Raw genomic sequence first — 22,305 nt, 5'->3', positions numbered from 1 at the left:
GCGTCGTTGTACGCGGCATGATCAGCCGTTGGGTGCACAGCGTCGTGTTCTCGTTGGGGATGGTCCTGCTGCTGGTACTGGTACCGGTGCCAGCGCAGGCGGAGTCGGGGTTCGCGCCGGTGGACCGGCCCGGTCCCGCGTTGAGCGTGCCGCCGGAGCAATTGCGGGCGTCGCTGACCTGCCACGGCGATCCCGGGAGCGATCCGCAGCCGGTGCTGCTGAGCCCCGCCACCAGCGTCACGCCGCAGGAGAACTACTCCTGGACCTACGAGCGGGCCTTCGCCGCTCAGGACCGGTTCTCGTGCGCGGTGACGATGCCCGATCACACCCTCGGCGATATCCAGGTCGCGGGCGAGTACCTGGTGCACGGGATCCGCGAGATGCACCGGCTCACCGGCAAGCGCATCGCCGTGCTCGGGCACTCCCAGGGCGGCATGAACCCGCGGTGGGCGCTGCGCTTCTGGCCCGACGTGCGCGGCCTGGTCGACGACGTGATCGGCATGGCTCCCTCCAACCACGGCACCGAGTCGATGCCCGGGTGCGGGCCCGCTCCGGCCGAGTGCGAACCGGCGGTGTGGCAGCAGCAGGCGGGTTCGGACTTCACGCGGGCGCTCAACAGCCGGGCCGAGACGTTCCCGGGCATCAGCTACAGCGTGATCTACACCCGGCTCGACGAGGTCGTGACGCCGCCGGAGTCCTCCGAGCTGCACACCGGTGACGGGATGATCGGCAACGTCGCCGTGCAGGACGTGTGCCCCACCGACGTGTCGACGCACCTGCTGGTCGGCACCGTCGACCCGGTCACCTACGCGCTGGTCGTCGACGCGCTCGACCACCCGGGCCCGGCCGATCCGGCTCGGGTCGACGCCTCGGTGTGCGGGCAGCCGTTGATGCCGCACGTCGACCCGATGTCGGTGAACACCTTCCTGCAGCCGCTGTCGGCGGTTCCCGGCCTGCTCAGCACGGCGCTGCCCGGGGTGAACCTGGTGGGCACGCCGTCGACCGACCGGGAACCGCAGCTGCGCTGCTACGTCTACGCGGCGGGCTGCTGACAGCGGAAACCCGTTGCGTCGTCAGGGTTTCCACCCGGCGGTGCGGCGTGCGGCCTGGATCGGGTTGGTCGTTGTTCCGGTCTGTTCGTAGAGTCCAGCTGTTGGCGTCCGTGGTGCGAGGGGTGGAGCGTTGAGCGAGGTCGTGGGCCGGTCGGACGAACCGGAGGGCATTGGCCGCCTGAGCGACCGGGTGCGGAGCGTGGTGGCTCTGCCCGGGACGTTCTGCGCGCCGATGGTCTTCGACCCGCTCCGGGAGCTGGTGGAGCCCCGGTTCGACGTGCGGGCTCTGCCGTGGATGACCGAAGCGCCGGAGTGCGGGATCGACGAGGTCGCCGAGTGGGTCGCCGGGATGATCTCCAGCAGCGCGAGCGGATCGGCGATCGTCGTCGGACATTCGACCGGAGGTGCTGTCGCGTTGCGGCTGGCGGCGGAGCGGCCGGAGCTCGTCGAGGGGTTGATGCTGGTCAACACCGGTCCGAACATGCACCGGCACGGGGACGTCACGTCCCTGATCGACGGGATGGAACGCGACGGGACCGAGCAGGTCGTGCGGGCCGTCATCGAGCGCTCCTTCCACCACTCCCCCTCCGACGAGGACCGCAGGCGCCTGCTCGACTACGGCGATTCGGTTCCGCTGATCGCGGCGTTGCAGGCGTTGCGCAGTCAGCACGCCACCGATCTCGAACCGGTTCTGCCGGACCTGCCGATGCCGGTCTCGATCGTGCACGGGCGGTTCGACCCGGTCCGGACCGTCGACGTCGCCGAGGGCATGGCCGCGGCGATCCCGAACGCCTCCCTGCGGATCGTCGACGCCGGTCACAGCCCCACCTACGAGACTCCGGACGCCGTCGCCGAAGCGCTCGTGGCCCTGGAACGCGCGAGTGGCCCCGTCCGAGGGGCGGACGGGGCCACTGGTCGCGGTCGGATCAGGCGTTGACCGGCTGCTCGGCAGCGGGCTCCGGGTCGGTGCCCAGGACCTCCTGCTCGATGGCTTCCAGGCTCTTGCCCTTGGTCTCGATGAGGCCGCGCTGGACGAACCAGAACGACAGGACCGCCATCAGGGCGAAGAACAGGAACATCGCGCCCGGGCCGGTGATGTCGAGCAGCACCGGGAACACCAGGGCCACGGCCATGTTGAACAGCCAGTTGAACACCAGGCAGATGCCCACCGCCGAACCGCGCATCCGCAGCGGGAACAGCTCGGGCAGCATCACCCACTGCACCGGACCCCAGGACACCGCGAACGAGGCGATGTAGACCACGATGCTGCCCAGCGTGACCGCCACCAGCAGCGGACCGTAGGACAGACCGGCGACGTTGGCGATGCCCAGCGCCAGCATCGACACCAGCATGCCGATGCTGCCCACCGCCAGCAGCGACTTGCGGCCCGCGCGGTCGATCAGCCGCAACGCGGGCAGCGTCATGAGCACGTTGACCAGGCCGATGCCGACGTTGGCCAGGATCGCGCCGGAAGTGCCGAAACCGAGCGTGGTCAGCAGCGTCGGGGCGTAGTAGATGATCGTGTTGATGCCGATGAAGTTCTGGAAGAACACCAGTCCCAGGCCCAGCAGCACGACGCGGCGCAGCCTCGGGGTCAGCAGCTCGCGGATGCCGACGGCGTTCTCGGCTTCCTTCTCCTTGTCGGCGGCGCGGATCTCGTCGAGCTCTTCCTCGATCTCCTCGGCGCGGACGCCGCGCAGCTTCGTCAGCACCTCGCGGGCCTGATCGGCCCGGCCGTGCTTGACCAGCCAGCGGGGGCTCTCCGGTTGGAAGTAGATGCCGATGCCCAGCAGCACCGCCGGAACCGCTCCCAGGCCCAGCATCCAGCGCCAGGCCCCGCTGTCGGCCAGCGCGTAGTCGGTGATGTAGGCGACCAGGATGCCCACGGTCACCAGCAGCTGCATCAGCGAGGTCAGGCCGCCGCGCGACTGCTTCGGCGCCAGCTCGGTCAGGTACAGCGGCACGACCACCGAGGCGATGCCGACACCGATGCCGATGACGAACCGGAAGGCCACCAGCGTCCACGCGGTGGTCGCCAGCATCGCGCCGACCGTGCCCAGGGTGAACACCACGGCGGCCCACAGGATCAGCTTCCGCCGCCCCCACGCGTCGGCGAGGCGGCCGGACGCGCCGGCACCCGCCATCGCGCCCACCAGCAGGCCGCTGACCACGAGCCCCTGCTGGAACGGGGACAACGGGATGTCCTGCTTGATGAACAGCATGGCACCGGAGATCACACCGGTGTCATAACCCCACAGAATTCCGCCCAGCGCCCCGAATATCCAGATCAGGGCGTTGCGCGTGCGCGAACGCTCCGTCGCGGGGGTGGTTGGCGTCATTGCTCGAAACCCTTCGTCGGACTCAGAAGTTGGGGAGTCCCGGTGATGGGGGTGGGGAGGTTTTCATGAAAACTTCCCCACCCCATCGCGGCGGAACCCCGGTTGCTCGTTACCGGGCCGGGGCCACGTGGATCTTGTGGCCGTCACCGGACCGGAAGCGGGCGATCGCCTCGTCGTAGTCGGCCAGCGGCAGGGTCGCCGACACCAGTGACTCGACGTCGACCGTGCCGGAGGCCACCAGCTCGATCGCGGGCTGGAAACCCCGGTGCACGGCCATCGATCCGAGGATGTCGATCTCCTCGTGGTAGACCCGGAACGGCGAGAAGCTGGCCCGCGCATTCGGGTCGGCGACGCCGAACTGCAGGAACGTGCCGCCCTTGCGGACCCGGCCGAGACCGTCCTCGATGGCCGGGACCGCGCCGGTGGCGTCGATGACCACGTCGTAGCCGTCGGGCTGCTCCAGCGCGTCGGCGTCGGTGGTGGCGCGGTCGGAGGCGTAGGACAGCGCGAAGTCCAACCGGGACGCGTTGAGGTCCACGGTGGACACCGACGCCGCCCCGGCCCGGCGCACCAGCGACGCCATGAGCAGGCCCATCGTGCCCGCGCCGTAGATGAGGTAGTGCGAGCCGGGCAGCCGCGGCAGCCGGCTCAGGCCGTGCACCGCGCAGGACAGCGGCTCCACCATCGCCCCGGCGGTGTAGGACACCGTCGAGGGCAGGGCGAAGCAGATCCCCGCCGGCACGGCCACCAGCTCGGCCGCCGACCCCGCCTTGCTCACGCCGATGGCGTCCCAGACCGTGCACAGGTTCCCGCGCCCGGCCCGGCACCAGCGGCAGGTGCCGCACGGCAGGTTGGGGTCCACCGCGACGCGGTCGCCGACCGCGATCCCGCTGACGCCCTCGCCGAGTTCGACGACCTCGCCGGCGAACTCGTGCCCGGGGGTCAACGGGTGGTCGGTGGGCAGCACCCCGTCGACCAGGTGCAGATCCGTCCCGCACAGCCCGCTGGCGTGCACCCGCACGAGCACCTGCCCGGCGGCCGGTTCGGGGTCTGCGACGTCCTTCACGACGACCTGACCTGGTCCTTCGATCACTACGGCTTGCACGATCACTCATCCCGTCACGCTGGCTCGCACCGCTGCGGGGGATCGCCGAACAGGCCGCCCCGGCGCGGTGTGCCGCACAAACTAGTTTTCGGTTAAGCGCTTAGGCAAGCGCTTAACCTGATGGTAAATTCCCAGCCGGAAACGGGAACGAGGGAGTTGCGCGTGGCCACGCTCGCAGATGTCGCACGAGTCGCCGGGGTGTCGTCGGCGACGGTGTCCTACGTGCTCAACGGAACCCGGAAGGTGCGGCCGGAGACGGAACGCGCCGTGCGCGCGGCCGTCGAGGAGGTCGGCTACATCCAGAACACCCTGGCCCGCTCGCTGGCCACCGCGCGGACCCTGTCGATCGGGGTGGCGATCTCCTCGGCGAGCAACCCGTACTTCACCGAGATCCTGCAGGGAATCGAGGCCGAGGCCGTCGACCGCGGCTACAGCCTGCTGGTGGCCGACCCGCGCGACGACCCCGATCACGAGCTGCGCGTCGTCTCCCACCTGCACCAGCGACGCATCGACGGGATCGTGCTGGCGCCCTCCCCCGACCCGTCGAGGACGATGCGCTACCTCGCCGACCACGACGTTCCCACCGTGCTGGCCGACCGCGTCATCGCGGGCGGCTACGACCAGGTCAGCACCGACAACACCGAGTCGACGGCCTCGCTGGTCGACCACCTCGCCGCGCTGGGCCACCGGCGGATCGGGTTCGTGGCCGGGCTCGCCGGGTTGAGCACCACCGACGAGCGGCTGGCCGGTTACCGGGAAGGATTGCGCCGCAACGACATCGACGACGACCCGGAGCTGTGCCGGGAGGGTTCGTCGGAGTCCGAGGCCGCGCGGCGCGCCGCCTCCGAACTGCTCACCGGCTCACGCCCGGCCACCGCGATCATCGCGGCGAACAACGCGATGACGATCGGCGCCATGCGGGCCGTGCGGGACCTGTCGCTGAGCGTGCCGGACGACGTGGCGCTGGTGGCCTTCGACGACTTCCCGTGGGCCGACCTGTTCGCACCGCGGCTGACCGCGATCGCCCAGCCCAGCCGCGAGGTCGGCGCCGAGGCCCTGCGGCTGCTGCTGGACAGGCTGGACGATCCCGGCCGCGACCCGGTCGAGGTGCGGCTGGAATCCCGGTTCGTGCACCGGGATTCCTGCGGCTGCGCTGCTACTGCTTGAGCCCGGTGCCGTGGACGGCGTGCTGCTCGATCACGGCCAGCTCGTCGTCGGTGAGCTCCGGGAAGCGCAGGGCCTCGACGTTGTGGTCGAGCTGCCACACCGAGCTCGCGCCGATGAGCGCCGAGGTGACCTCCGGGCGGCGCAGCACCCACTGCAGCGCCAGCTGGGCCAGCGACTGGCCGCGCTGCCGGGCGAGGTCGTTGAGGGCGGCCGCGCGGGTGCGGTAGGTGTCGTCGATGACGTCGGGCGACAGGAACGCGCTGTTCTCGGCGCGCGCACCGGACGGGACGCCCTGGAGGTACTTGCCGGTGAGCAGCCCCTGGGCCAGCGGCGAGTACACGACGAGGCCGAAGCCGTCGTCGGCGGCGAGGTCGAGCAGCCCGTTGTTCTCCGGCGTGCGGTCGAACATCGAGTAGCGGGGCTGGTGGACCAGCAGCGGCACCCCGGCCTCGCGCAGCAGCTCGGCGGTGCGGTGGGCGCGGTCGGGCTGGTAGTTGGAGATGCCGACGTAGAGCGCCTTGCCCTGCTGCACGGCGCTGACCAGCGCTCCCACCGTCTCCTCCAGCGGCGTGGACTCGTCGGGGCTGTGGCTGTAGAACACGTCGACGTAGTCGGTGCCGAGGTCCCGCAGGCTGTGGTCCAGCGAGGACAGCAGCGACTTGCGGGAGCCGCCCTTCTGGTACGGGCCGGGTCCGATGGGGTTGCCGGCCTTGGTCGACAGGATCAGCTCGTCGCGGTGCGGTGCCAGGTCCTTGGCGAGCACCCGGCCGAAGAACTTCTGCGCGGCGCGGTGCGGCGGGCCGTAGCGGTCGGCGTTGTCGAAGTGCGTGATGCCCAGGTCGAAGGCGTGCAGCACGATCTCGCGCTGCGTCTCGAAGGCGTAGTCGGTGCCGAACTTCTGCCACAGGCCGAAGGAGAACGCGGGCAGGTCCAGCCCGGACGCGCCCGCGCGGCGGTACTGCATGTGCTCGTAGCGGTCGTCGGCCGCCGCGTAGGTCTTCTCGAACGCCCCGTGGCCCATCGGTTCCCTTTCCTCCGCTCTGCCGGTTTCGGCCGGATGCGTCCGGCCGTCGCAGGCTCATGCAACCACTTCGGACGACGCGGGGCAGCTGATCGTCTCGGGTCTCACAACCGGCGAAGCCACGCGCGGCGCGGTTCGGCGGGCGAGGGGTTTCACATCTTCCGGGTCAGGGCGCGGGGAAGGCGAGCATCCGGTCGTCTCCCGGTGCGGGATCGCCGCGACCGTCGGTGTTGCTGGTGAGCACGCGCAGCGTGCCGTCGGGCGCGACGGCGACGTCGCGCAGCCGCCCGAACCCGCCGACGAAGTGCTCGGTGGAGGTGCCCGGCTCGCGCAGCGGGACCTCGCGGAGCCGTTCGCCGCGCAGGTTCGCCAGGTAGAGCGCATCCCCGTGCACCGCGATCCCGCTGGGGCTGGCCACGTCGGTGGCCCACTGCTGCACCGGGTCGGTGAGGCCCGGTCGCCCGCCGATCCCTTCGACGGTGGGCCAGCCGTAGTTGGAGCCGGGTCGGATGATGTTGAGCTCGTCCCAGGTGTTCTGCCCGAACTCCGAGGCGTAGAGCGTGCCGTCGGGTCCCCAGGCGAGACCTTGGACGTTGCGGTGGCCGTAGGTCAGCACCAGCGACCCGGGGAACGGGTTGTCCGGCGGGACGCCGCCGTCGGGCGTCATGCGCAGGATCTTGCCGCCGAGGCTGCCCAAGTCCTGGGCCGAGGCGCTGTTGCCCGCGTCGCCGACGGCGGCGTGCAGCATCCCGTCCGGGCCGAACGCGATCCGTCCGCCGTCGTGGTAGCTCGCCGAGGGCAGCCGGTCCAGGATCGTGCGCTCGGGGCCGAGCCGGAACGAGCCGGGTTGGCCGAGCAGCGGGTAGCGCTGGATGCGGTTGCCGTCCTGGCCGGTGGAGTAGGCGTAGAGGTTCCCGTCGCGCAGCGCCAGCCCGAGCAGGCCGCTCTCCCCTGACGCCACCACGCCGGGGATCACGCCGACCTCGCGGGCGCGCCCGGCCGGGTCGATCTCGACGATCCGGCCGGTGTCGCGCTCGCTGATGATCGGCGTGTCGCCCGCGAACACCACCGACCACGGCGTGGTCAGACCTTCGACCGCCGCGGGCTCGACGGCGTCCGCCGGGGCCGGTTCACCCGCGCAGGCGGTCGTCGTGATCAGCAGCGCGAGAACCGCTGCCGCGAGCCGTGATCGCATCGCCGCTCCCCCGTCCCAATTCTCCTGTTCCTCACGGTAGTGCCTGAGCCGTGAGGTCGGTGTGGGTTCGGGTGTCGCGGAGTTCGCCGAGGCGCTGCCGGTAGCGCTGCACGGAGTCGAGCTTGATCTGCTCGTAGCCGCGGATCAGGTCGGGCAGCTCGGCGAGCTCCACCGCTCCGGGCAGCGTCGTGTCGGTGAGGCTCGGCAGGCCCTCCTCGACGGCCCGGCGGTATTCGCCGATGAGCTCGCGCTCGACCTTGCGGACGTGGGCGCGGCCGAACGGGTCGAACGGGGTTCCCCGCAACCCGCGCATGCCCCGCAGCACGCGGAACACCGGCCGGAACCACGGGCCGAGCGCGATCTTGCGTCGCATGCCCAGCGCCCGCAGCAGCGGCGGGTGCAGCCGGTAGCTGACCCGCGCGCCCGCGCCCCACTGCTCGCGCACCCCGGCCAGCACCTCCGGGTCCAGCGACAGGCGCGCCACCTCGTACTCGTCCTTGTAGGCCATGAGCTTGAACAGGTTCCGGGCCACCGCCTCGGTCAGCTCCTCGGTCCCGGTGGCCGCGTGCTCGCGGTCGCGGACGTGGTGCACGAAGCGGCGGTAGTCCTCGGCGTAGCGGGCGTTCTGGTAGGCGGTGAGCTCGGCGGTGCGGTCCGCGATGAGCTCGTCGAGGCCGCGCGGGGCGCTCTCGGTCTCCACCGGTCCCGCCACGGCGTTGCGGCCGTGGGCGAAGGCAGCGAGGTTCTCCTCGACGCGAACGCCGTTGAGGCGGATCGCCCGCTCCACCGCCTCCGCCGACAGCGGCAGCGCCCCGGCTTGGAACGCGGCGCCGACCAGCAGCATGTTGGCGAACTGCTCGTCGTCGAAGAGCTCCAGCGCCAGGCGGTCGGCGTCGACGTGGTGAGCGCGGCGGACGTGCTCGGCGACGGCCGAGCGGATCCGGTCCTGCTCGGGGAACGTGACCGACGGGTCGACGACCATGTGCCCGGTGGGGACCTCCGCGGTGGACACCACGGCGATCGTGCGGTCGGGGTCGGTGGCCTTGAGCTGGGTGGGGTCGGTGGCCACCAGCGAGTCGCAGCCCAGGTAGAGGTCGCACTCGCCGTCGGCGAGCTTGGCGGCGCGGGCGATCGGGCCGTCGCTGATCTTGACGTCGGAGACCACCGCACCGCCCTTCTGCGCCAGCCCGGTCTGGTCCAGGGCGCGCACGTGCCTGCCGTCGAGGGAGGCGGCCGTGGCCAGCACCTGCGCCACCGTCACCACCCCGGTACCACCAACCCCGGTAATCCGCACCGTGAAGTCCTTCTCCGAAACCTCCGGCACGGGGCTCGGTGTTGTGGGTAGGTGACAGTTTTCATGAAAACCGTCCTCCCCCGGAGACCGGGAAGTTTTCATGAAAACTTCCCCACTCGTGGGGACGCGCGACCTCGTGGAGGTGTCTCGTGGACCTGGAAGGGGACAGTTTTCATGAAAACTGTCATCACCGACGGGACGTCGGTCCCCGGGGAATTGACCCCCTGAGACCGCGCAGTTCTCATGAAAACTGTCCCGTCCCCTGGAGTTCTTCCCGGGGACGACGGTGAGGAACGACGGGCAGTCGCCGTCGAGGCAGGAGTAGTCGAGGTTGCAGGAGGACTGGTGGATCCGGGTCTTGCGGCCGAACTCGGTGTCGACCGGGCGCACCGACAGGCAGTTGGACTTCTGCCCGCAGTCGCCGCAGCCCTCGCAGACCCGCTCGTTGATCACGACCTTGGTCTCCGGCGTGGGCAGGGTGCCGCGCTTGCGCTTGCGGCGCTTCTCCGCCGCGCACTCCTGGTCGTGCACCAGCACGGTCACGCCCCGCTCACCGGCGAGCTCGGTCTGGACGGCGACGAGGTCGCCCCGGTCGCGCACGTCGACCCGGATCCCCTCGCGGCGCAACGCCTTCCGGATGCGGTCGGGCTGGTCGCCGGTCACGACCACGCGGGTGACGCCCTCGGCGAGCACCGTGCGCACCAGCTGCGCGAGCCCGCCGCCGCCGACCGCGTCCTGGCCGCCGGTCATCGCGACGGTCGAGTTGAACAGGACCTTGAACGTCATCGACACCCCGGCCGCCACGGCGGCGCGGATGGCGAGGCTGCCGGAGTGGGCGAAGGTGCCGTCGCCGAGGTTCTGCAGGTAGTGGGTGTGGCGGACGAACGGCGCCATGCCGATCCAGTGCGCGCCCTCCCCGCCCATCTGGCTGAGCCCGGTGACCGAGCCGACCTGCTCCTCCGGCATGAGCAGCACCATAGCGTGGCAGCCGATGCCGCCGCCGACCAGCGCGCCCTCCGGGGGCGCGGTCGAGGAGTTGTGCGGGCAGCCGGAGCAGAAGTACGGGGTGCGGGCGGCGAGCGGCAGCGCGATCCGCTCCGGCCGCTTGCCGACCTGCTTGAGGTGGTCGAACCCGTTGTCCTGCAACCGCTTCCGGAGGCCGGTGGCCACCGCGATCGGGTCTAGCTCGCCGACGTCGCTGAACAGCCGCGCGCCCTCGGGATCGCGCTTGCCGGTGACGCGCGGGGTGTCGGGCGCCCCGTAGAGCACGTCCTTGACCGCGACCTCCAGGAACGCGCGCTTGTCCTCGACCACCACGATCTCGTCGAGGCCGCGCGCGAACTCGCGCACGACCCCCGGTTCCACCGGCACGATCGCGCCGAGCTTGAGCAGCCGGATTCCCGCGCTCTCCCAGTCGGATTCGGTCAACCCCAGCGAGTCCAGGGCTTGGCGGACGTCGAGGTAGGTCTTGCCCGCGGCGACGATGCCGACCCGCGCCGCGCCGCGCGCGCCCAGCAGGCGGTTGACGCCGCTGCGCCGCAGGTACTCCAGCGCGATCGGCAGCCTGACCTGCTGGAAGCTGCGCTCCAGCCCGGCCAGGTCGGCACCGAGCAGCCGCGCGTGCGGGACGTGGGAGTAGGCGCGCAGCCCGCCGGGCAAGCCGTCCATCCCGGGCGGCGCCCAGTGCGGGTCGAGAAGGGCGGTGGAGGCGCCGTCGGCGACGTTGGTGGCGATCTTCATGGCCGTCCACAACCCGGAGGCGCGGGAGAGCTCGACGGCGTGCAGGCCGTGCTCCAGGACCTCCTGCGAGTCGGCCGGGTAGAAGGTCGGCAGCTGCAGGTCCGCCAGCGCCGGCTCCGACGAGCAGGGGACGCTGGAGGACTTCGCGCTCGGGTCGTCGCCGACGAGCGCGACCACGCCGCCGGTCGGTGCGGTGCCGGTCATCGCCGCGTGCCGGATCGCGTCCGTGGCCCGGTCCAGCCCGGGCGCCTTGCCGTACCAGAAGCCGGTGACGCCGTCGGTGCTCAGCTCGGCGACCTGCCCGGCCAGCTGCGTCCCGGCGAGCGCGGTGGCGGCGAGCTCCTCGTTGAGGGCGGGCGCGTGCACGATTCCGTGCTCGTCCATGAGCCGGGAGCGGCGCTGGATCTCCAGGTCGTAGCCCGCCAGCGGCGAACCTTCGTAGCCGCTGACGTACAGCGCGCCGTCGTGGCCGCGGCTCCGGTCGTGGCGGCTGCGGTCGAGCAGCACGCGCACCAGCGCCTGCACCCCGGTCAGGTACACCGCGCCGTCCTCGGCCAGGTAGCGGGAGTCGAGCGAGACCGGTTCGCGGGTGGGCGTGCTCATGGCCGGCACTCCTTCGTGCGCGTCGTGGACGAGACGCCGGTCACGTTAGGCAGGGTTTCCCGATTGCTCAACAGTTCGCCGAAAAACTCGTCCAGTGGTGCGGAGTTTCGCCGAAAACACCGCCAGCACATGGGCCATCGGCCACATCGTATGTACTTCTGGTGCACAACCGGCAGTCGAGCGCTGATCGTCTGGTCACCTGGCACCCGCTGGCCACCTCGGACGGTGATCGACTGAACACATGGCCCATAATCTGCCGCCGGTATTTACGCACTGGACACCGCCGGTTACGTTTCCGCACCGCAGCGGCCCACCCGAAGCCGTCCCGACAACGACGTCCACTCGCTCAACGCCGAGCGCCACCACGGGATGTACCGCACATGACAGACACGCTGATCCTGCTCAACACCGCGTTCGCGATCCTCGCCGCGGTCCTGATGATCATCCGATTCCGGGTCAATCCCGTGATCGCCCTGCTGCTCAGCGCCTCCTACCTGGGCATGACCTCCGGCCTCGGGGTCGACGGCACGATCGAGGCCATCACCAAGGGCTTCGGCGACCTGATGGCGGAGATCGGCCTGCTCATCGCCTTCGGCGTGCTCGCGGGTTCGCTCCTGCAGCGCTCCGGGGCCATCGAGCGGCTCATCGAGGTGCTGCTGCACCGAATCGGCCCGAAGCGCATGCCCTACGCGCTGTCGGTCAGCCTCGCCACCATCCTGCAGTCGATCTTCCTGGACGTGCTGGTGGTCATCGTCGCGCCGCTGGCGCGCGGACTCGGCGCGCGGATCGGCAAGGCCGGCACGCCCCGGATGATCTCGGCCATGGCCATCGGCATGGAGGTCGGCGTCGTCATGGTCGTGCCGGGCATCGCCACCCTGGCCCTGGCCGGGGTGCTCGGCGTGCCGCTGGGCACGATGCTGCTGCTCGGTCTGCTCGTCGCCGTGCCCACCACCGTCATCTCGGTGGCGATCATGCAGTTCGTGTTCCGCCGCGGCTGGTGGGACGAGACCAAGGACGAGCAGCCCGCACCCGTCGACACCGAACCGTCGGAGACCGGTGGCGGCGCCGGGACCGCGACGAAGGTCCGCACCGGCCGGCCCGCGCTGATCCTGCTGTTCGCGCCGGTCCTGGTGGCTCTCGCGCTCATCGCGACCGGCGCGATCCTGGACATCGCCGAGGTGGAGATCGCGCCGCTGTCGTTCGTCTGCGAACCCGTCATCGCGCTGCTGGTGGGCCTGATCGGCACGATTCTGGTGACCCGGCGGGCCGTGGGCAAGACCGCGATGGACGAGGCGCTGCGCACCGGTTTCCGGGAGAGCGGGCAGATCCTCATCCTCAACGGCGTCGGCGGTTCGCTGGCGCTGACCATCAAGAACATCGGCCTCGGCGAGATCCTCGGCCAGCACTTCTCGGCCAGCACCGCCTTCCCGCTGCTGATGGTCTGGGTGGTGGCGGCGATCCTGCACGTCGCGGTCGGCTCGGTGTCGATCTCGGCGATCACCGCGGCCGGCATCCTCGCGCCGCTGGCGCCGGTGATCGGGCTGGACACGGTGTGGATCGCGCTGGCGGCCGGGGCGGGCTCGCTGTTCGCCATCCACGTCACCAGCAACACGTTCTGGCTGCTGCAGTCGCTGACCGGGCTGACCACGCGCGGCACGCTCAAGACCTTCTCCGGGTCGGTGTCGGTGGCCTCGGTCGTGGCGATCGCGGTGATCATCCCGCTGTCGATGGCGCTGGGATGAGCCGTTCAGCGCCCGAGCTCGTCGTGCATCTTGCGGATCAGCGGCGAGATCCGCGGCATGATCCGCCTGCTGAGCACGACCTCGGTGGAGATCCGCTCGACGCCGTCCACGGCGATGATCTGCTGCAGGACTTCCTCCAGGCCCGCGTTGTCCTTGGCGACCACCCGGCACAGCAGGTCGGAATCACCGGCGACGGCGTTGGCCTCGATGAGCTCGGGGATGCCGCGCAGCCCGTCGAGGGCGTCGTCGAGCTTGCCCTGCTTGAGGTTGACCCGCACGTAGGCCAGGCCCGAGTAGCCCATCGCGGCCGGGTCGAACTGCGGGCGCCAGCTGATCAGCACGCCGAGCCGCTGCAGCTTGTCCACCCGGGACTGCGCGGTCGCCCGCGCCACGCCGAGGCGGCGGGCGTACTCGCGCACACCGGCGCGGGGTTCCTCGGCGATGAGCCGGAGCACCGCCATGTCCAGCGGCTCGAACAGGGATGCCATGCGCACTCCTCGGGGTCGCGATCGCCATCGTTGTACCAGATGTCCACCCGCGAGGTCGCCCGATGAACCAACAGCACGAGGAGGGGGCCGTGGCCCGCACGCTGGCCGAGAAGGTCTGGGACGCGCACGTGGTGCGCTCCGACGGGGCGCAGGACCTGCTGTACGCGGACCTGCACCTGCTGCACGAGATCAACACGCCGATCGCCTTCGACGGGCTGCGCGCCGCCGGGCGCACCGTCCGCCGCCCGGACCTGACGCTGGGCACCGAGGACCACCTGGTGCCCACGCAGGACCTGTTCAAGCGCATCGAGGAACCCGCGATGCGGCGGCAGGCGGCGCTGCTGGCCGAGAACTGCGCGGAGTTCGGCATCGAGGTCTACCGGCGCGGCGATCCCGAGCGCGGCATCGCCCACGTCATCGGCCCCGAGCTCGGGCTGGTGCACCCGGGCATGACCGTCGTGTGCTGCGACTCGCACACGACCACGATGGGCGCGTTCGGCGCGCTGGCGATGGGCATCGGGACCTCGCAGGTCGAGCACGTGCTGGCGACCCAGACGTTGCCGCTGACCCGGCCGAAGACGATGCGCGTCACCGTCACCGGACGTCTGGGCGAGGGCGTCACCGGCAAGGACCTGATCCTCGCGCTCATCGCGAAGATCGGGACCCTGGGAGCCCAGGGGCACGTCGTGGAGTACCAGGGCACGGCGATCGAGGCGCTGTCGATGGAGGCGCGGATGACGGTGTGCAACATGACCGTCGAGGCCGGGTCCCGAGCGGGCATGATCGCGCCCGACGACACCACGATCGCCTACCTGCGCGACCGCCCGCACGCCCCCACCGGCGCGGACTGGGACGCCGAGGTGGCCCACTGGCGGTCGCTGCGCTCCGACGACGACGCCGTCTTCGACTCCGAGGTGGTGCTCGACGGGGACGCGATCCGCCCGTTCGTCACCTGGGGCACCAACCCCGCGCAGGGCGTGCCGATCGACGCGACCGTGCCCGACCCGTCATCGTTCGCCGACCCGCAGGAGCGGGCGGCGGCCGAGAAGGCGCTGGCCTACATGGATCTGAGCCCGGGCACGCCGCTGCGCGAGGTCGCCATCGACGCGGCGTTCATCGGCTCGTGCACCAACGGCCGCATCGAGGACCTGCGCGCCGCCGCCCAGGTGCTGCGCGGGCGCACCGTCGCGCCCGGCGTCGAGGTCTACCTCGTGCCGGGCTCGGACAAGGTGCGGCAGCAGGCCGTGGCCGAGGGGCTCGACGAGGTGTTCACCGCCGCCGGGGTGCAGCTGCGGACCTCCGGGTGCTCGCTGTGCGCGGCGGTCAACGAGGACCGGCTGCGGCCCGGGCAGCGGGCCGCCTCCACCAACAACCGCAACTTCGAGGGCCGCCAGGGCAAGGGCGCGCGCACCCACGTCGTCTCCCCCGCCGTGGCCGCCGCCAGCGCCGTCACCGGCCGCCTCACCGCACCGACGGATCTGGAGCACTGATGGAGAAGTTCACCGTCCACACCGGACAGGCCGCGCCGCTGCGCGCGGGCGACGTCGACACCGACCAGATCATCCCGGTGCGGTTCCTGACCCGGTTGACCAAGTCCGGTTACGGCCGGGACCTGTTCGCCGACTGGCGCGAGGACCCGGAGTTCGTCCTCAACGTCGAGCCGTACTCGTCGGCCACGATCCTGGTCGCGGGCCCGAACTTCGGCACCGGATCGTCCCGCGAGGGCGCGGTCTACGCGCTCACCGACTACGGCTTCCGCGCCGTCATCGCTCCCCGCTTCGGCGACATCTTCGCCGGCAACGCCCACCAGAACGGCCTGCTGCCGGTGGTCGTCCCGATCCAGGTCGTCGAGCGCCTGTGGCACCTCCTGGAATCCGACCCCGCGGCCCCGATCACGGTCGACCTCGTCGAGCAACGCGTCCGCGCCGAGGGAGTGGACGAACCCTTCCCCGTCGACCCCGACGTCCGCCACCGCCTCCTCGAAGGCCTCGACGACATCGGCCTCACCCTCCAACACACCGACGACATCGCCACCTACGAAACCACCCGCCGCCCAGCGCTCCCCACCACCACTCGCCACTGACCGCCCCCTCCAGGGGGTGCGGAGGGTGTCAGCGCTGCGGAGGGGACGGTTTTCCCTCGAATCACCCATGATCAACGTCCGTTTTGTCCGGTCAATTCGAGGAAAAACCGTCCCCTGGTGACGCCCGCGCTCCTCGCAACGGAGGAACCAGGTGCTGGAGATGGCGATGGGCGCCGCGGAGGCGGCGCCCATCGGGTCGGCGGGGTGGTTGTTCCGGGATTGGCTGGGTTCGGTCAGGGGGTTGTTGTTGCGACGGGGCTGGGGGTTTCGGCAGTGCGGCGGTGGGCTTCTGCGCGTTCGGGCTTGCCCCAGGTCTCGCGGGTGAGGAGGGCTGCCGCGAGGCCGAGGAGGGCGTAGGCGCCGAAGAGGAGCGCCGGGCCCATCCAGCCGAGCCAGAGGAACAGCAGCGTCGTGGTGAACGGGGTGAGGCCGGAGATCATGGCCGAGATCTGGTAGGCCAGGGAGGCGCCCGACGAGCGGGTCTTGGCCTGGAAGAGCTCCGGGAACCAGGCGCCCTGGGAACCCGCCAGGGCGTTCTGGCAGATGACGTACGAGATCACGATCGTGATGATCACCGCGATCAGGGTGCCGGTGTTGACCAGCAGGAACATCGGGATCGCCCACAGCGCGCTGAACAGCGTGACCCAGACGTAGACCGAGCGGCGACCGACGTGGTCGGTGAGCCACCCCCACGCGATGGTGGCCGCGATGCCGATGCCGGACGCGATGCACAGGGCGAGGATCGTCTCACCGCTGGTCGCCAGCTCCTCCTCCTTGAGGTAGGAGATCATGTAGGTGATGGCCACGGCGTAGCCCGCGGTCTCGGCGACGCGAAGACCGATGCCGCGCAGCAGGTTCCGCCAGTCGTTCCGGATGACCTCGACGATCGGCGCCTCGGCGATCTCACCGCGCTCCTTGACGTCCTCGAACACCGGTGACTCCGGCACCTTCGAGCGCACGATCAGGCCGATGATCACCAGCAGCAGGCTCGCCAGGAACGGCACCCGCCACGCCCAGTCGCCCGGCAGCGCCACCGACCCCAGGAACACCAGGTTCGCCAGCAGCAGACCGATCGGGAACCCGGACTGCACGACTCCGGTGAACGCGCCCTTGCGCAGCAGCGGGGCGTGCTCGTAGGTCATGAGGATCGCCCCGCCCCACTCCGCGCCGTAGGCGATGCCCTGGATGATCCGCACCGTCACCAGCAGCGCGGGCGCGAGCAACCCGGCCTGGGCGTAGGTGGGCAGCAGGCCGATGGCGAAGGTCGCCAGCCCCATCACGATGAGCGAGGCCACCAGCACCGGCTTGCGGCCGATCCGGTCACCGAGGTGACCGCCCACGACGCCGCCGAGCGGCCGGGCGATGAACCCGACGCCGAGCGTGGCGAACGCCGACAGGGTCCCGACGATCGGTGAGGCGTTGGGGAAGAACGCGTCGCCGAAGTACAGGGCCGCGGCGGTGCCGAACCCGATGAAGTCGTAGCTCTCGATGACGGCGCCGGCCGTCGATCCCCACGCCACCCGATGTCTGTCCGGGGTGCCGTGCACCGGGTCGCCCGCGCGCTGGGGTTCCGCGCTCATCACTCACCTCTTCGTTGGGGTAGTCGAACGATGGGGACACCGGCCTCCCGGTGTCAACACAACCGGAGATATTCGGCTTGATCGCCTTCATTGTCAACACCCACCTGACAGCGAACTTGCGCCTATAACCGGGGCTTATCCGCCCACTTGCCACTTGGGGCTTGCCTGTCGACATCTCGCTGTTAACATCTCCGGCGACCGTCGCTTCGAGGAGGAAGTCGTGACCGACCGGTGGCCGGGATGTTCGTCCATCAGCTTTCGCCACCTCGGCCTGGCCGAGGCCCTGGCCGTCATCGCCGAGTGCGGCTTCACCGAGATCGACCTCGGGGCGTTGCCGGGCGTGTGCGACCACGTGCAATACGAGCTGACCGAGACCGCCGTGACCGAGGTGGTCGCGACCGTGCGCGCGAGCGGCCTGGCGGTGCGCTCGGTCAACGGCGACGTCGGTGACCTCAACCGGGTCCTCGACGAGCGCGAGACCGAGCAGCGGGCCGCGCACCTGGACCGGCTGCTGGACCTCACCGCGGGCTGCGACGCCCGGGCGCTGGTGCTGCCCTGCGGCGCGCAGTCACCCGACCCCGTCACCGGCCTGGAGGCCGACCTGGACCGGGTCGCCGCCGAACTCGCCCGCGCCGCCGAGCGAGCACGCGAGCACGACCTGGAGATCTGGGTGGAAGCACCGCACTTCTTCCGGCTGTGCGGTGACGTGGACCGGGCCGCGCGGCTCGTCGAGCGGCTCGACCCGGCGATCGGGCTCGTGCTCGACACCAGCCACATCGCCGCGTCCGGCTCCTCCCCCGCCGCGTTCGCCCGGCGGTTCGCCGACCGGATCACCCACGTCCACCTCCGCGACGCCACGCCCGGCGGCATCAACCACAGCATCGGCAACGGGATCGTCGACTTCCCCGCGACCTTCGCGGCGCTGCGCGAGATCGGCTACCGCGGCGGGTGCGCCCTCGAACTCGAAACCCGCGACGTCACCGACGCCGAGCGGCCCGCCGCCGCCGTCAAGGCCGCGGACTACATCGCCTCCCTCCGCTGACACCGAAGGACCTGGAGAACCCCATGAGCAGCATTCAGCGCACCGCCGTCGTGACCGGGGCGGGAGCTCCGCGCGGCATCGGCAAGGCCACCGCGCTCCGCTACGCCCGGCAGGGCTGGGCGGTGGCGGTGCTCGACCTCGACGAGCAGGCCGCCAAGCAGGCCGCCGAGGACATCGCGTCCCAGACCGGCGCCCCGGTGTTCGCCCACCGCGTGGACGTCGCCGACGAGGAGTCGGTCCGCCTGGCCCACGAGGCCGTGGCGGCCGAGGTCGCCGCGGGCCGGTTGCCGGTGGTCGGGGCGCTGGCCAACATCGCCGGCATCACCTCCCCGGTGCCGTTCCTGGAGACCACGCTGGAGCTGTGGAACAAGGTGATGGCCGTCAACGCCACCGGCACCTACCTGGTGACCAAGGCGTTCCTGCCTGAGCTCATCGAGTCCGGCTGGGGCCGCATCGTGAACATGTCCTCGGTGTCGGCCCAGCAGGGCGGCGGCGTGTTCGGCAAGACGCCCTACTGCGCGGCGAAGGCCGCGATCCTCGGCTTCACCAAGTCGCTGGCCAAGGAGCTCGGCGCCGCCGGGATCACGGTCAACGCCGTGGCACCGGGCGCGGTCGAGACCGACATCCGCGCCGAGGCCACCAGCCCCGAGCTCGAAGAGGCCATCACCAGCGGGATCCCGATCGGCAGGCAGGCCACGACCGAGGACGTGGCGGCCGTGATCACCTGGCTGTCCACTGAGGACGCCGGTTACCTGCAGGGCACCACGATTGACATCAACGGCGGCGCGTTCCTCCACTGAGGACGGATGGGATGACATGACCTACCTGTGGGACGACCCGGCGAACTTCGCCGACGACGCGCTGACCGGCTTCTGCGAGCTGCACGCCGACCTCGTGCGCCAGGTTCCCGGCGGAGCGGTCCGGCGCGGCAGGCCCGAGCGGCCGAAGGTCGCGGTGCTGCCCGGCGGCGGATCCGGCCACTACCCCGCCTTCTACGGCGTGATCGGGCCCGGCCTGGCCGACGGCGCGGTCAGCGGCAACCTGTTCACCTCCCCGTCCGCCCAGGACGCGTGCTCGGTGGCCCGGGCCGCGCACTCCGGTGCCGGGGTGGTGTTCAGCTACGGCAACTACGCCGGTGACGTGATGAACTTCGGCCTGGCCGCCGACCGGCTGCGCTCCGAGGGCGTCGAGGTCGAGCACGTCGTGGTCACCGACGACATCGCCAGCGCCCCCGCCGAGGAGTCCGAGCGGCGGCGCGGCATCGCGGGCGACTTCACCGTGTTCAAGCTGATGGGCGCGGCCGCCGAGGAGGGCGCGGAGCTGGCCGAGGTGGTGCGGATCGGGCGGAAGACCAACGGCCGCACCCGCACCATCGGCACCGCCTTCGCGGGCTGCTCGTTCCCCGGCGCGGCCGAGCCGCTCTTCCAGGTGCCGGACGGGCACATGGGCCTGGGGCTGGGCATCCACGGCGAGCCGGGTTTGCGCGACGTGCCGCTGCCTTCGGCGGCCGAGCTGGCCGAGGACTTCGTGGCCCGGGTGCTGGCCGAGAAACCCGACGGCGCCGGGGGCCGGGTGGCGGTGCTGCTCAACGGTCTCGGCGCGGTCAAGCACGAGGAGCTGCTGGTGCTCTGGCGGCACGTGGCCGCGCGGCTGCGCGACTCCGGGCACGTGCCGGTGCTGCCGGAGGTCGGCGAGCTCGTGACCAGCCTCGACATGGCCGGGGTGTCGCTCACCCTGACCTGGCTGGACGACGAGCTCGAACGCCTCTGGACCGCACCGGCCTGGACCCCGGCGTTCCGGCGCGGGCACATCACCGAGGTCCGCGGTGAGGAGACCGTCGACGAACCGGAGGCCGAGACCGTCGGCTACGCACCGGCCGCGGATTCCTCGCGGCGGCTGGCCGAGCACGTCGTGGCCGCGCTGCGCCGGGTCGAGACCGCGGTGCGCGACGCCGAGGACGAGCTGGGCGCGATCGACACCGTCGCGGGCGACGGCGACCACGGCCGGGGCATGGTGCGCGGGGTCTCCGCCGCCGTCGAGGCGGCCGAGCGCGCGCAGCTCGCCGGGGCCGGGGCGGGCGACTGCCTGGCCGCGGCCGGGGACGGCTGGGCCGACCGCGCGGGCGGCACCTCCGGCGTGCTGTGGGGAGCCGGGCTGCGCGCGGCGGGCGAGGTGCTCGGCGAGCACGCCGGGGACGCCGAGATCGCCGCCAAGGCCGTCGACGCGCTGGCCACCCGGATCCGCGAGCTGGGCGGTGCCGAGGTCGGCGACAAGACCCTCGTCGACGCGCTCGAACCGTTCCGCGCGGCGCTGCTCTCGGCGACCACGTCCTCGCTGGTCGAGGCCTGGGGCGAGGCGGCGACCGCCGCCGACCGGGCCGCTCGGGACAGCGCACGGCTGGTGCCCCGCAAGGGCCGGGCGCGGCCGCTGGCCGAGCGCAGCGTCGGAACCCCCGACCCGGGGGCGGTGTCCTTCGCGCTGATCACGAAGGTGATCGGCGACTACCTGACGGGAGCGAGCACATGACCTACCGGATCGTGGTCGGCTGCGACGACGCCGGACTCGACTACAAGGAGCGCATCGCCGAGGACCTGCGCGCCGACCCCCGGGTCGGCGAGGTCATCGACCTCGGCGTGCACCGGGGCGCCGAGGACGTGCACCGCCCCTACCCGGAGATCGGGCTCGCGGCGGGCGAGGCGATCCGCGACGGGCGCGCCGACCGGGCGGTGCTGATCTGCGGCACCGGCATCGGCATGGCGCTGTCGGCCAACAAGGTCGCCGGGGTGCGGGCCACCACCGCCCACGACTCCTACTCCGTGGAGCGCTCGGTGCTGTCCAACAACTGCCAGGTCGTGACGTTCGGCCAGCGCGTCGTCGGTCTCGAACTCGCACGCCGCCTGGTGGCCGAATGGCTCGGTTTCGAGTTCGACCACCAGTCCGCCAGCGCGGCGAAGGTAGAGTTGATTGCCGAGTACGAGCGGTGCTGACACCCGCCGAGGGCGGGCGACCGAGGAGGACGCGAGTGGCGAGCCGTGGTAGCAAGGACGGTCGCAATCTGCGGCAGCAGGCCGTGGACTCGCTGCGCAAGGCCATCACCACCGGCACGTTCCCTCCCGGCACCCACCTCGGCGAGGTCCAGGTGTCCGAGCAGCTCGGCATCAGCCGCGGCACGCTGCGCGAGGCGCTGCGCGAGCTCCAGCAGGAGGGCCTCGTCGAGTACGGCGAGCGGGGGCGCGTCGCGGTCCGCGACATCGACGAGAAGGACATCATCAACACCTTCACCGTCCGCGCCGCGCTCGAAGGCGTCGCGGGCGAGACGCTGGCCGCGAGCCACTACCGCGACCAGCACTGCGCGAGCCTGCGGGCCGCCGTCGACGAGATGGCGGCGGCCGCGCGGGTCTCGCTGGAGGCCCAGATCGTGGCCGACCTGGGCTTCCACGAGATGCTGTGCGAGCTCACCGGCAACGACGCGCTGCTGCGCTCGTGGAAGCTCCTGGAGGGCCCGATGCGGATGTGCATCATGTACCGGGGCCAGGAGCGGGCGGTGTCGAACATGAGCGCCGAACGGCACCTGGAGATCGTCACCGCGATCGAGTCCGGCGACCCGGTCAAGACGCAGACGATCATCCAGGACCACATGGTCGGCGCGGCCCAGGCCCTGCTGTTCGGACCCGTCCGGGCCCGCAAGCCCATCGACATCCTCGAAGGCCGCGAACTCCCCGGTGAGGGCTAATTCTTGCCCATGCGGCGGAGCCGCATTCTCTTCCACCACCTGAGGCACTGGCACCGCCGCGTTGTCTCCTCCGGGGGAACCTGAGCGCCTTCGTGGCGAGTACGCCGGGACGCCGCGTATT

At 71.3% G+C, this 22,305-nt stretch carries 18 protein-coding genes; 11 read left to right on the top strand and 7 right to left on the bottom strand.

All coding sequences use genetic code 11. From position 1 onward, the window contains the following. Positions 1–17: 17 nt before the first annotated feature. Together QFW96_RS16095 and QFW96_RS16090 are read left to right on the top strand one after the other, a co-directional pair. Entirely contained in the window at positions 18–1,052 is a 1,035-nt protein-coding gene (locus tag QFW96_RS16095) for an esterase/lipase family protein (RefSeq protein WP_281456464.1), read from the top strand. Between the two features lie 130 nt (positions 1,053–1,182). Continuing rightward, positions 1,183–1,989 (top strand): alpha/beta fold hydrolase, encoded by an 807-nt coding sequence (locus QFW96_RS16090; protein ID WP_281456463.1) that lies wholly within the window; start codon positions 1,183–1,185, stop codon positions 1,987–1,989. Here QFW96_RS16090 and QFW96_RS16085 read toward each other — a convergent pair. Both QFW96_RS16085 and QFW96_RS16080 read right to left on the bottom strand, forming a co-directional pair. Beyond that, positions 1,979–3,391, bottom strand: a complete 1,413-nt coding sequence (locus QFW96_RS16085) for a sugar porter family MFS transporter (RefSeq protein ID WP_281456462.1) — start codon at positions 3,389–3,391, stop codon at positions 1,979–1,981. The genes QFW96_RS16090 and QFW96_RS16085 overlap by 11 nt on opposite strands. Positions 3,392–3,500: 109 nt before the next feature. Beyond that, entirely contained in the window at positions 3,501–4,496 is a 996-nt protein-coding gene (locus QFW96_RS16080) for a zinc-dependent alcohol dehydrogenase family protein (RefSeq protein ID WP_281456461.1), read from the bottom strand. 162 nt (positions 4,497–4,658) lie between these two features. Here QFW96_RS16080 and QFW96_RS16075 point away from each other — a divergent pair, with 162 nt between their 5' ends. Next, positions 4,659–5,663, top strand: coding sequence for a LacI family DNA-binding transcriptional regulator (locus tag QFW96_RS16075; RefSeq protein ID WP_281456460.1), 1,005 nt, complete (start codon positions 4,659–4,661; stop codon positions 5,661–5,663). On the opposite strand, the gene QFW96_RS16070 is transcribed toward QFW96_RS16075, so the two are convergent. From QFW96_RS16070 to QFW96_RS16060, 3 genes are all read right to left on the bottom strand, one after another. Next, positions 5,653–6,684 carry an aldo/keto reductase gene (locus QFW96_RS16070; protein WP_281456459.1) on the bottom strand — a complete coding sequence of 344 codons (1,032 nt, stop codon included), beginning with the start codon at positions 6,682–6,684 and terminating at the stop codon, positions 5,653–5,655. The genes QFW96_RS16075 and QFW96_RS16070 overlap by 11 nt on opposite strands. A gap of 166 nt (positions 6,685–6,850) precedes the next feature. Next, positions 6,851–7,879: a PQQ-dependent sugar dehydrogenase gene (locus QFW96_RS16065; protein ID WP_281456458.1), complete on the bottom strand. Its 1,029-nt coding sequence runs from the start codon at positions 7,877–7,879 to the stop codon at positions 6,851–6,853. Positions 7,880–7,910: 31 nt separating this feature from the next. After that, a complete protein-coding gene (locus QFW96_RS16060; protein ID WP_281456457.1) occupies positions 7,911–11,516 on the bottom strand; it encodes an indolepyruvate ferredoxin oxidoreductase family protein in 3,606 nt (1,201 codons plus the stop codon). Between the two features lie 380 nt (positions 11,517–11,896). Here QFW96_RS16060 and QFW96_RS16055 point away from each other — a divergent pair, with 380 nt between their 5' ends. Beyond that, entirely contained in the window at positions 11,897–13,258 is a 1,362-nt protein-coding gene (locus QFW96_RS16055) for a GntP family permease (RefSeq protein WP_281456456.1), read from the top strand. A 5-nt stretch (positions 13,259–13,263) separates the two neighbouring features. On the opposite strand, the gene QFW96_RS16050 is transcribed toward QFW96_RS16055, so the two are convergent. Then, entirely contained in the window at positions 13,264–13,746 is a 483-nt protein-coding gene (locus QFW96_RS16050; RefSeq protein ID WP_281456455.1) for an Lrp/AsnC family transcriptional regulator, read from the bottom strand. Between the two features lie 62 nt (positions 13,747–13,808). Here QFW96_RS16050 and leuC point away from each other — a divergent pair, with 62 nt between their 5' ends. Then, positions 13,809–15,236 (top strand): 3-isopropylmalate dehydratase large subunit, encoded by a 1,428-nt coding sequence (gene leuC / locus QFW96_RS16045; RefSeq protein WP_281456454.1) that lies wholly within the window; start codon positions 13,809–13,811, stop codon positions 15,234–15,236. Continuing rightward, entirely contained in the window at positions 15,236–15,829 is a 594-nt protein-coding gene (gene leuD, locus QFW96_RS16040; protein ID WP_281456453.1) for a 3-isopropylmalate dehydratase small subunit, read from the top strand. Before leuC ends, leuD begins: the two co-directional genes overlap by 1 nt. 233 nt (positions 15,830–16,062) lie before the next feature. On the opposite strand, the gene QFW96_RS16035 is transcribed toward leuD, so the two are convergent. Next, positions 16,063–17,409: an MFS transporter gene (locus QFW96_RS16035; protein ID WP_281456452.1), complete on the bottom strand. Its 1,347-nt coding sequence runs from the start codon at positions 17,407–17,409 to the stop codon at positions 16,063–16,065. A 220-nt stretch (positions 17,410–17,629) separates the two neighbouring features. Between QFW96_RS16035 and QFW96_RS16030 the strand changes: the two genes are divergently transcribed. Genes QFW96_RS16030 through QFW96_RS16010 form a run of 5 tightly spaced genes read left to right on the top strand, consistent with a single transcriptional unit; the run spans position 17,630 to position 22,184 of the window. Continuing rightward, positions 17,630–18,451, top strand: coding sequence for a sugar phosphate isomerase/epimerase family protein (locus tag QFW96_RS16030; RefSeq protein WP_281456451.1), 822 nt, complete (start codon positions 17,630–17,632; stop codon positions 18,449–18,451). Positions 18,452–18,474: 23 nt separating this feature from the next. Further along, entirely contained in the window at positions 18,475–19,251 is a 777-nt protein-coding gene (locus QFW96_RS16025; protein ID WP_281456450.1) for an SDR family NAD(P)-dependent oxidoreductase, read from the top strand. Positions 19,252–19,267: 16 nt separating this feature from the next. Further along, complete coding sequence (locus tag QFW96_RS16020) at positions 19,268–20,977, top strand: dihydroxyacetone kinase family protein (protein ID WP_281456449.1); 1,710 nt, start codon at positions 19,268–19,270, stop codon at positions 20,975–20,977. Next, positions 20,974–21,438, top strand: a complete 465-nt coding sequence (locus QFW96_RS16015) for a ribose-5-phosphate isomerase (RefSeq protein WP_281456448.1) — start codon at positions 20,974–20,976, stop codon at positions 21,436–21,438. The genes QFW96_RS16020 and QFW96_RS16015 overlap by 4 nt, the downstream gene beginning before the upstream one ends. Before the next feature lie 35 nt (positions 21,439–21,473). Beyond that, on the top strand, positions 21,474–22,184 hold the full coding sequence (locus tag QFW96_RS16010) for a GntR family transcriptional regulator (RefSeq protein ID WP_281456447.1): 711 nt from the start codon (positions 21,474–21,476) through the stop codon (positions 22,182–22,184). Positions 22,185–22,305: the final 121 nt, after the last annotated feature.

The sequence above is a fragment of the Saccharopolyspora ipomoeae genome, from assembly GCF_029952525.1.
In the GTDB taxonomy this organism is placed as follows: Bacteria; Actinomycetota; Actinomycetes; order Mycobacteriales; family Pseudonocardiaceae; genus Saccharopolyspora; species Saccharopolyspora ipomoeae.
Note: the sequence above shows the minus strand (reverse complement) of the source record. Positions and strands in the feature narration are given on the sequence as shown.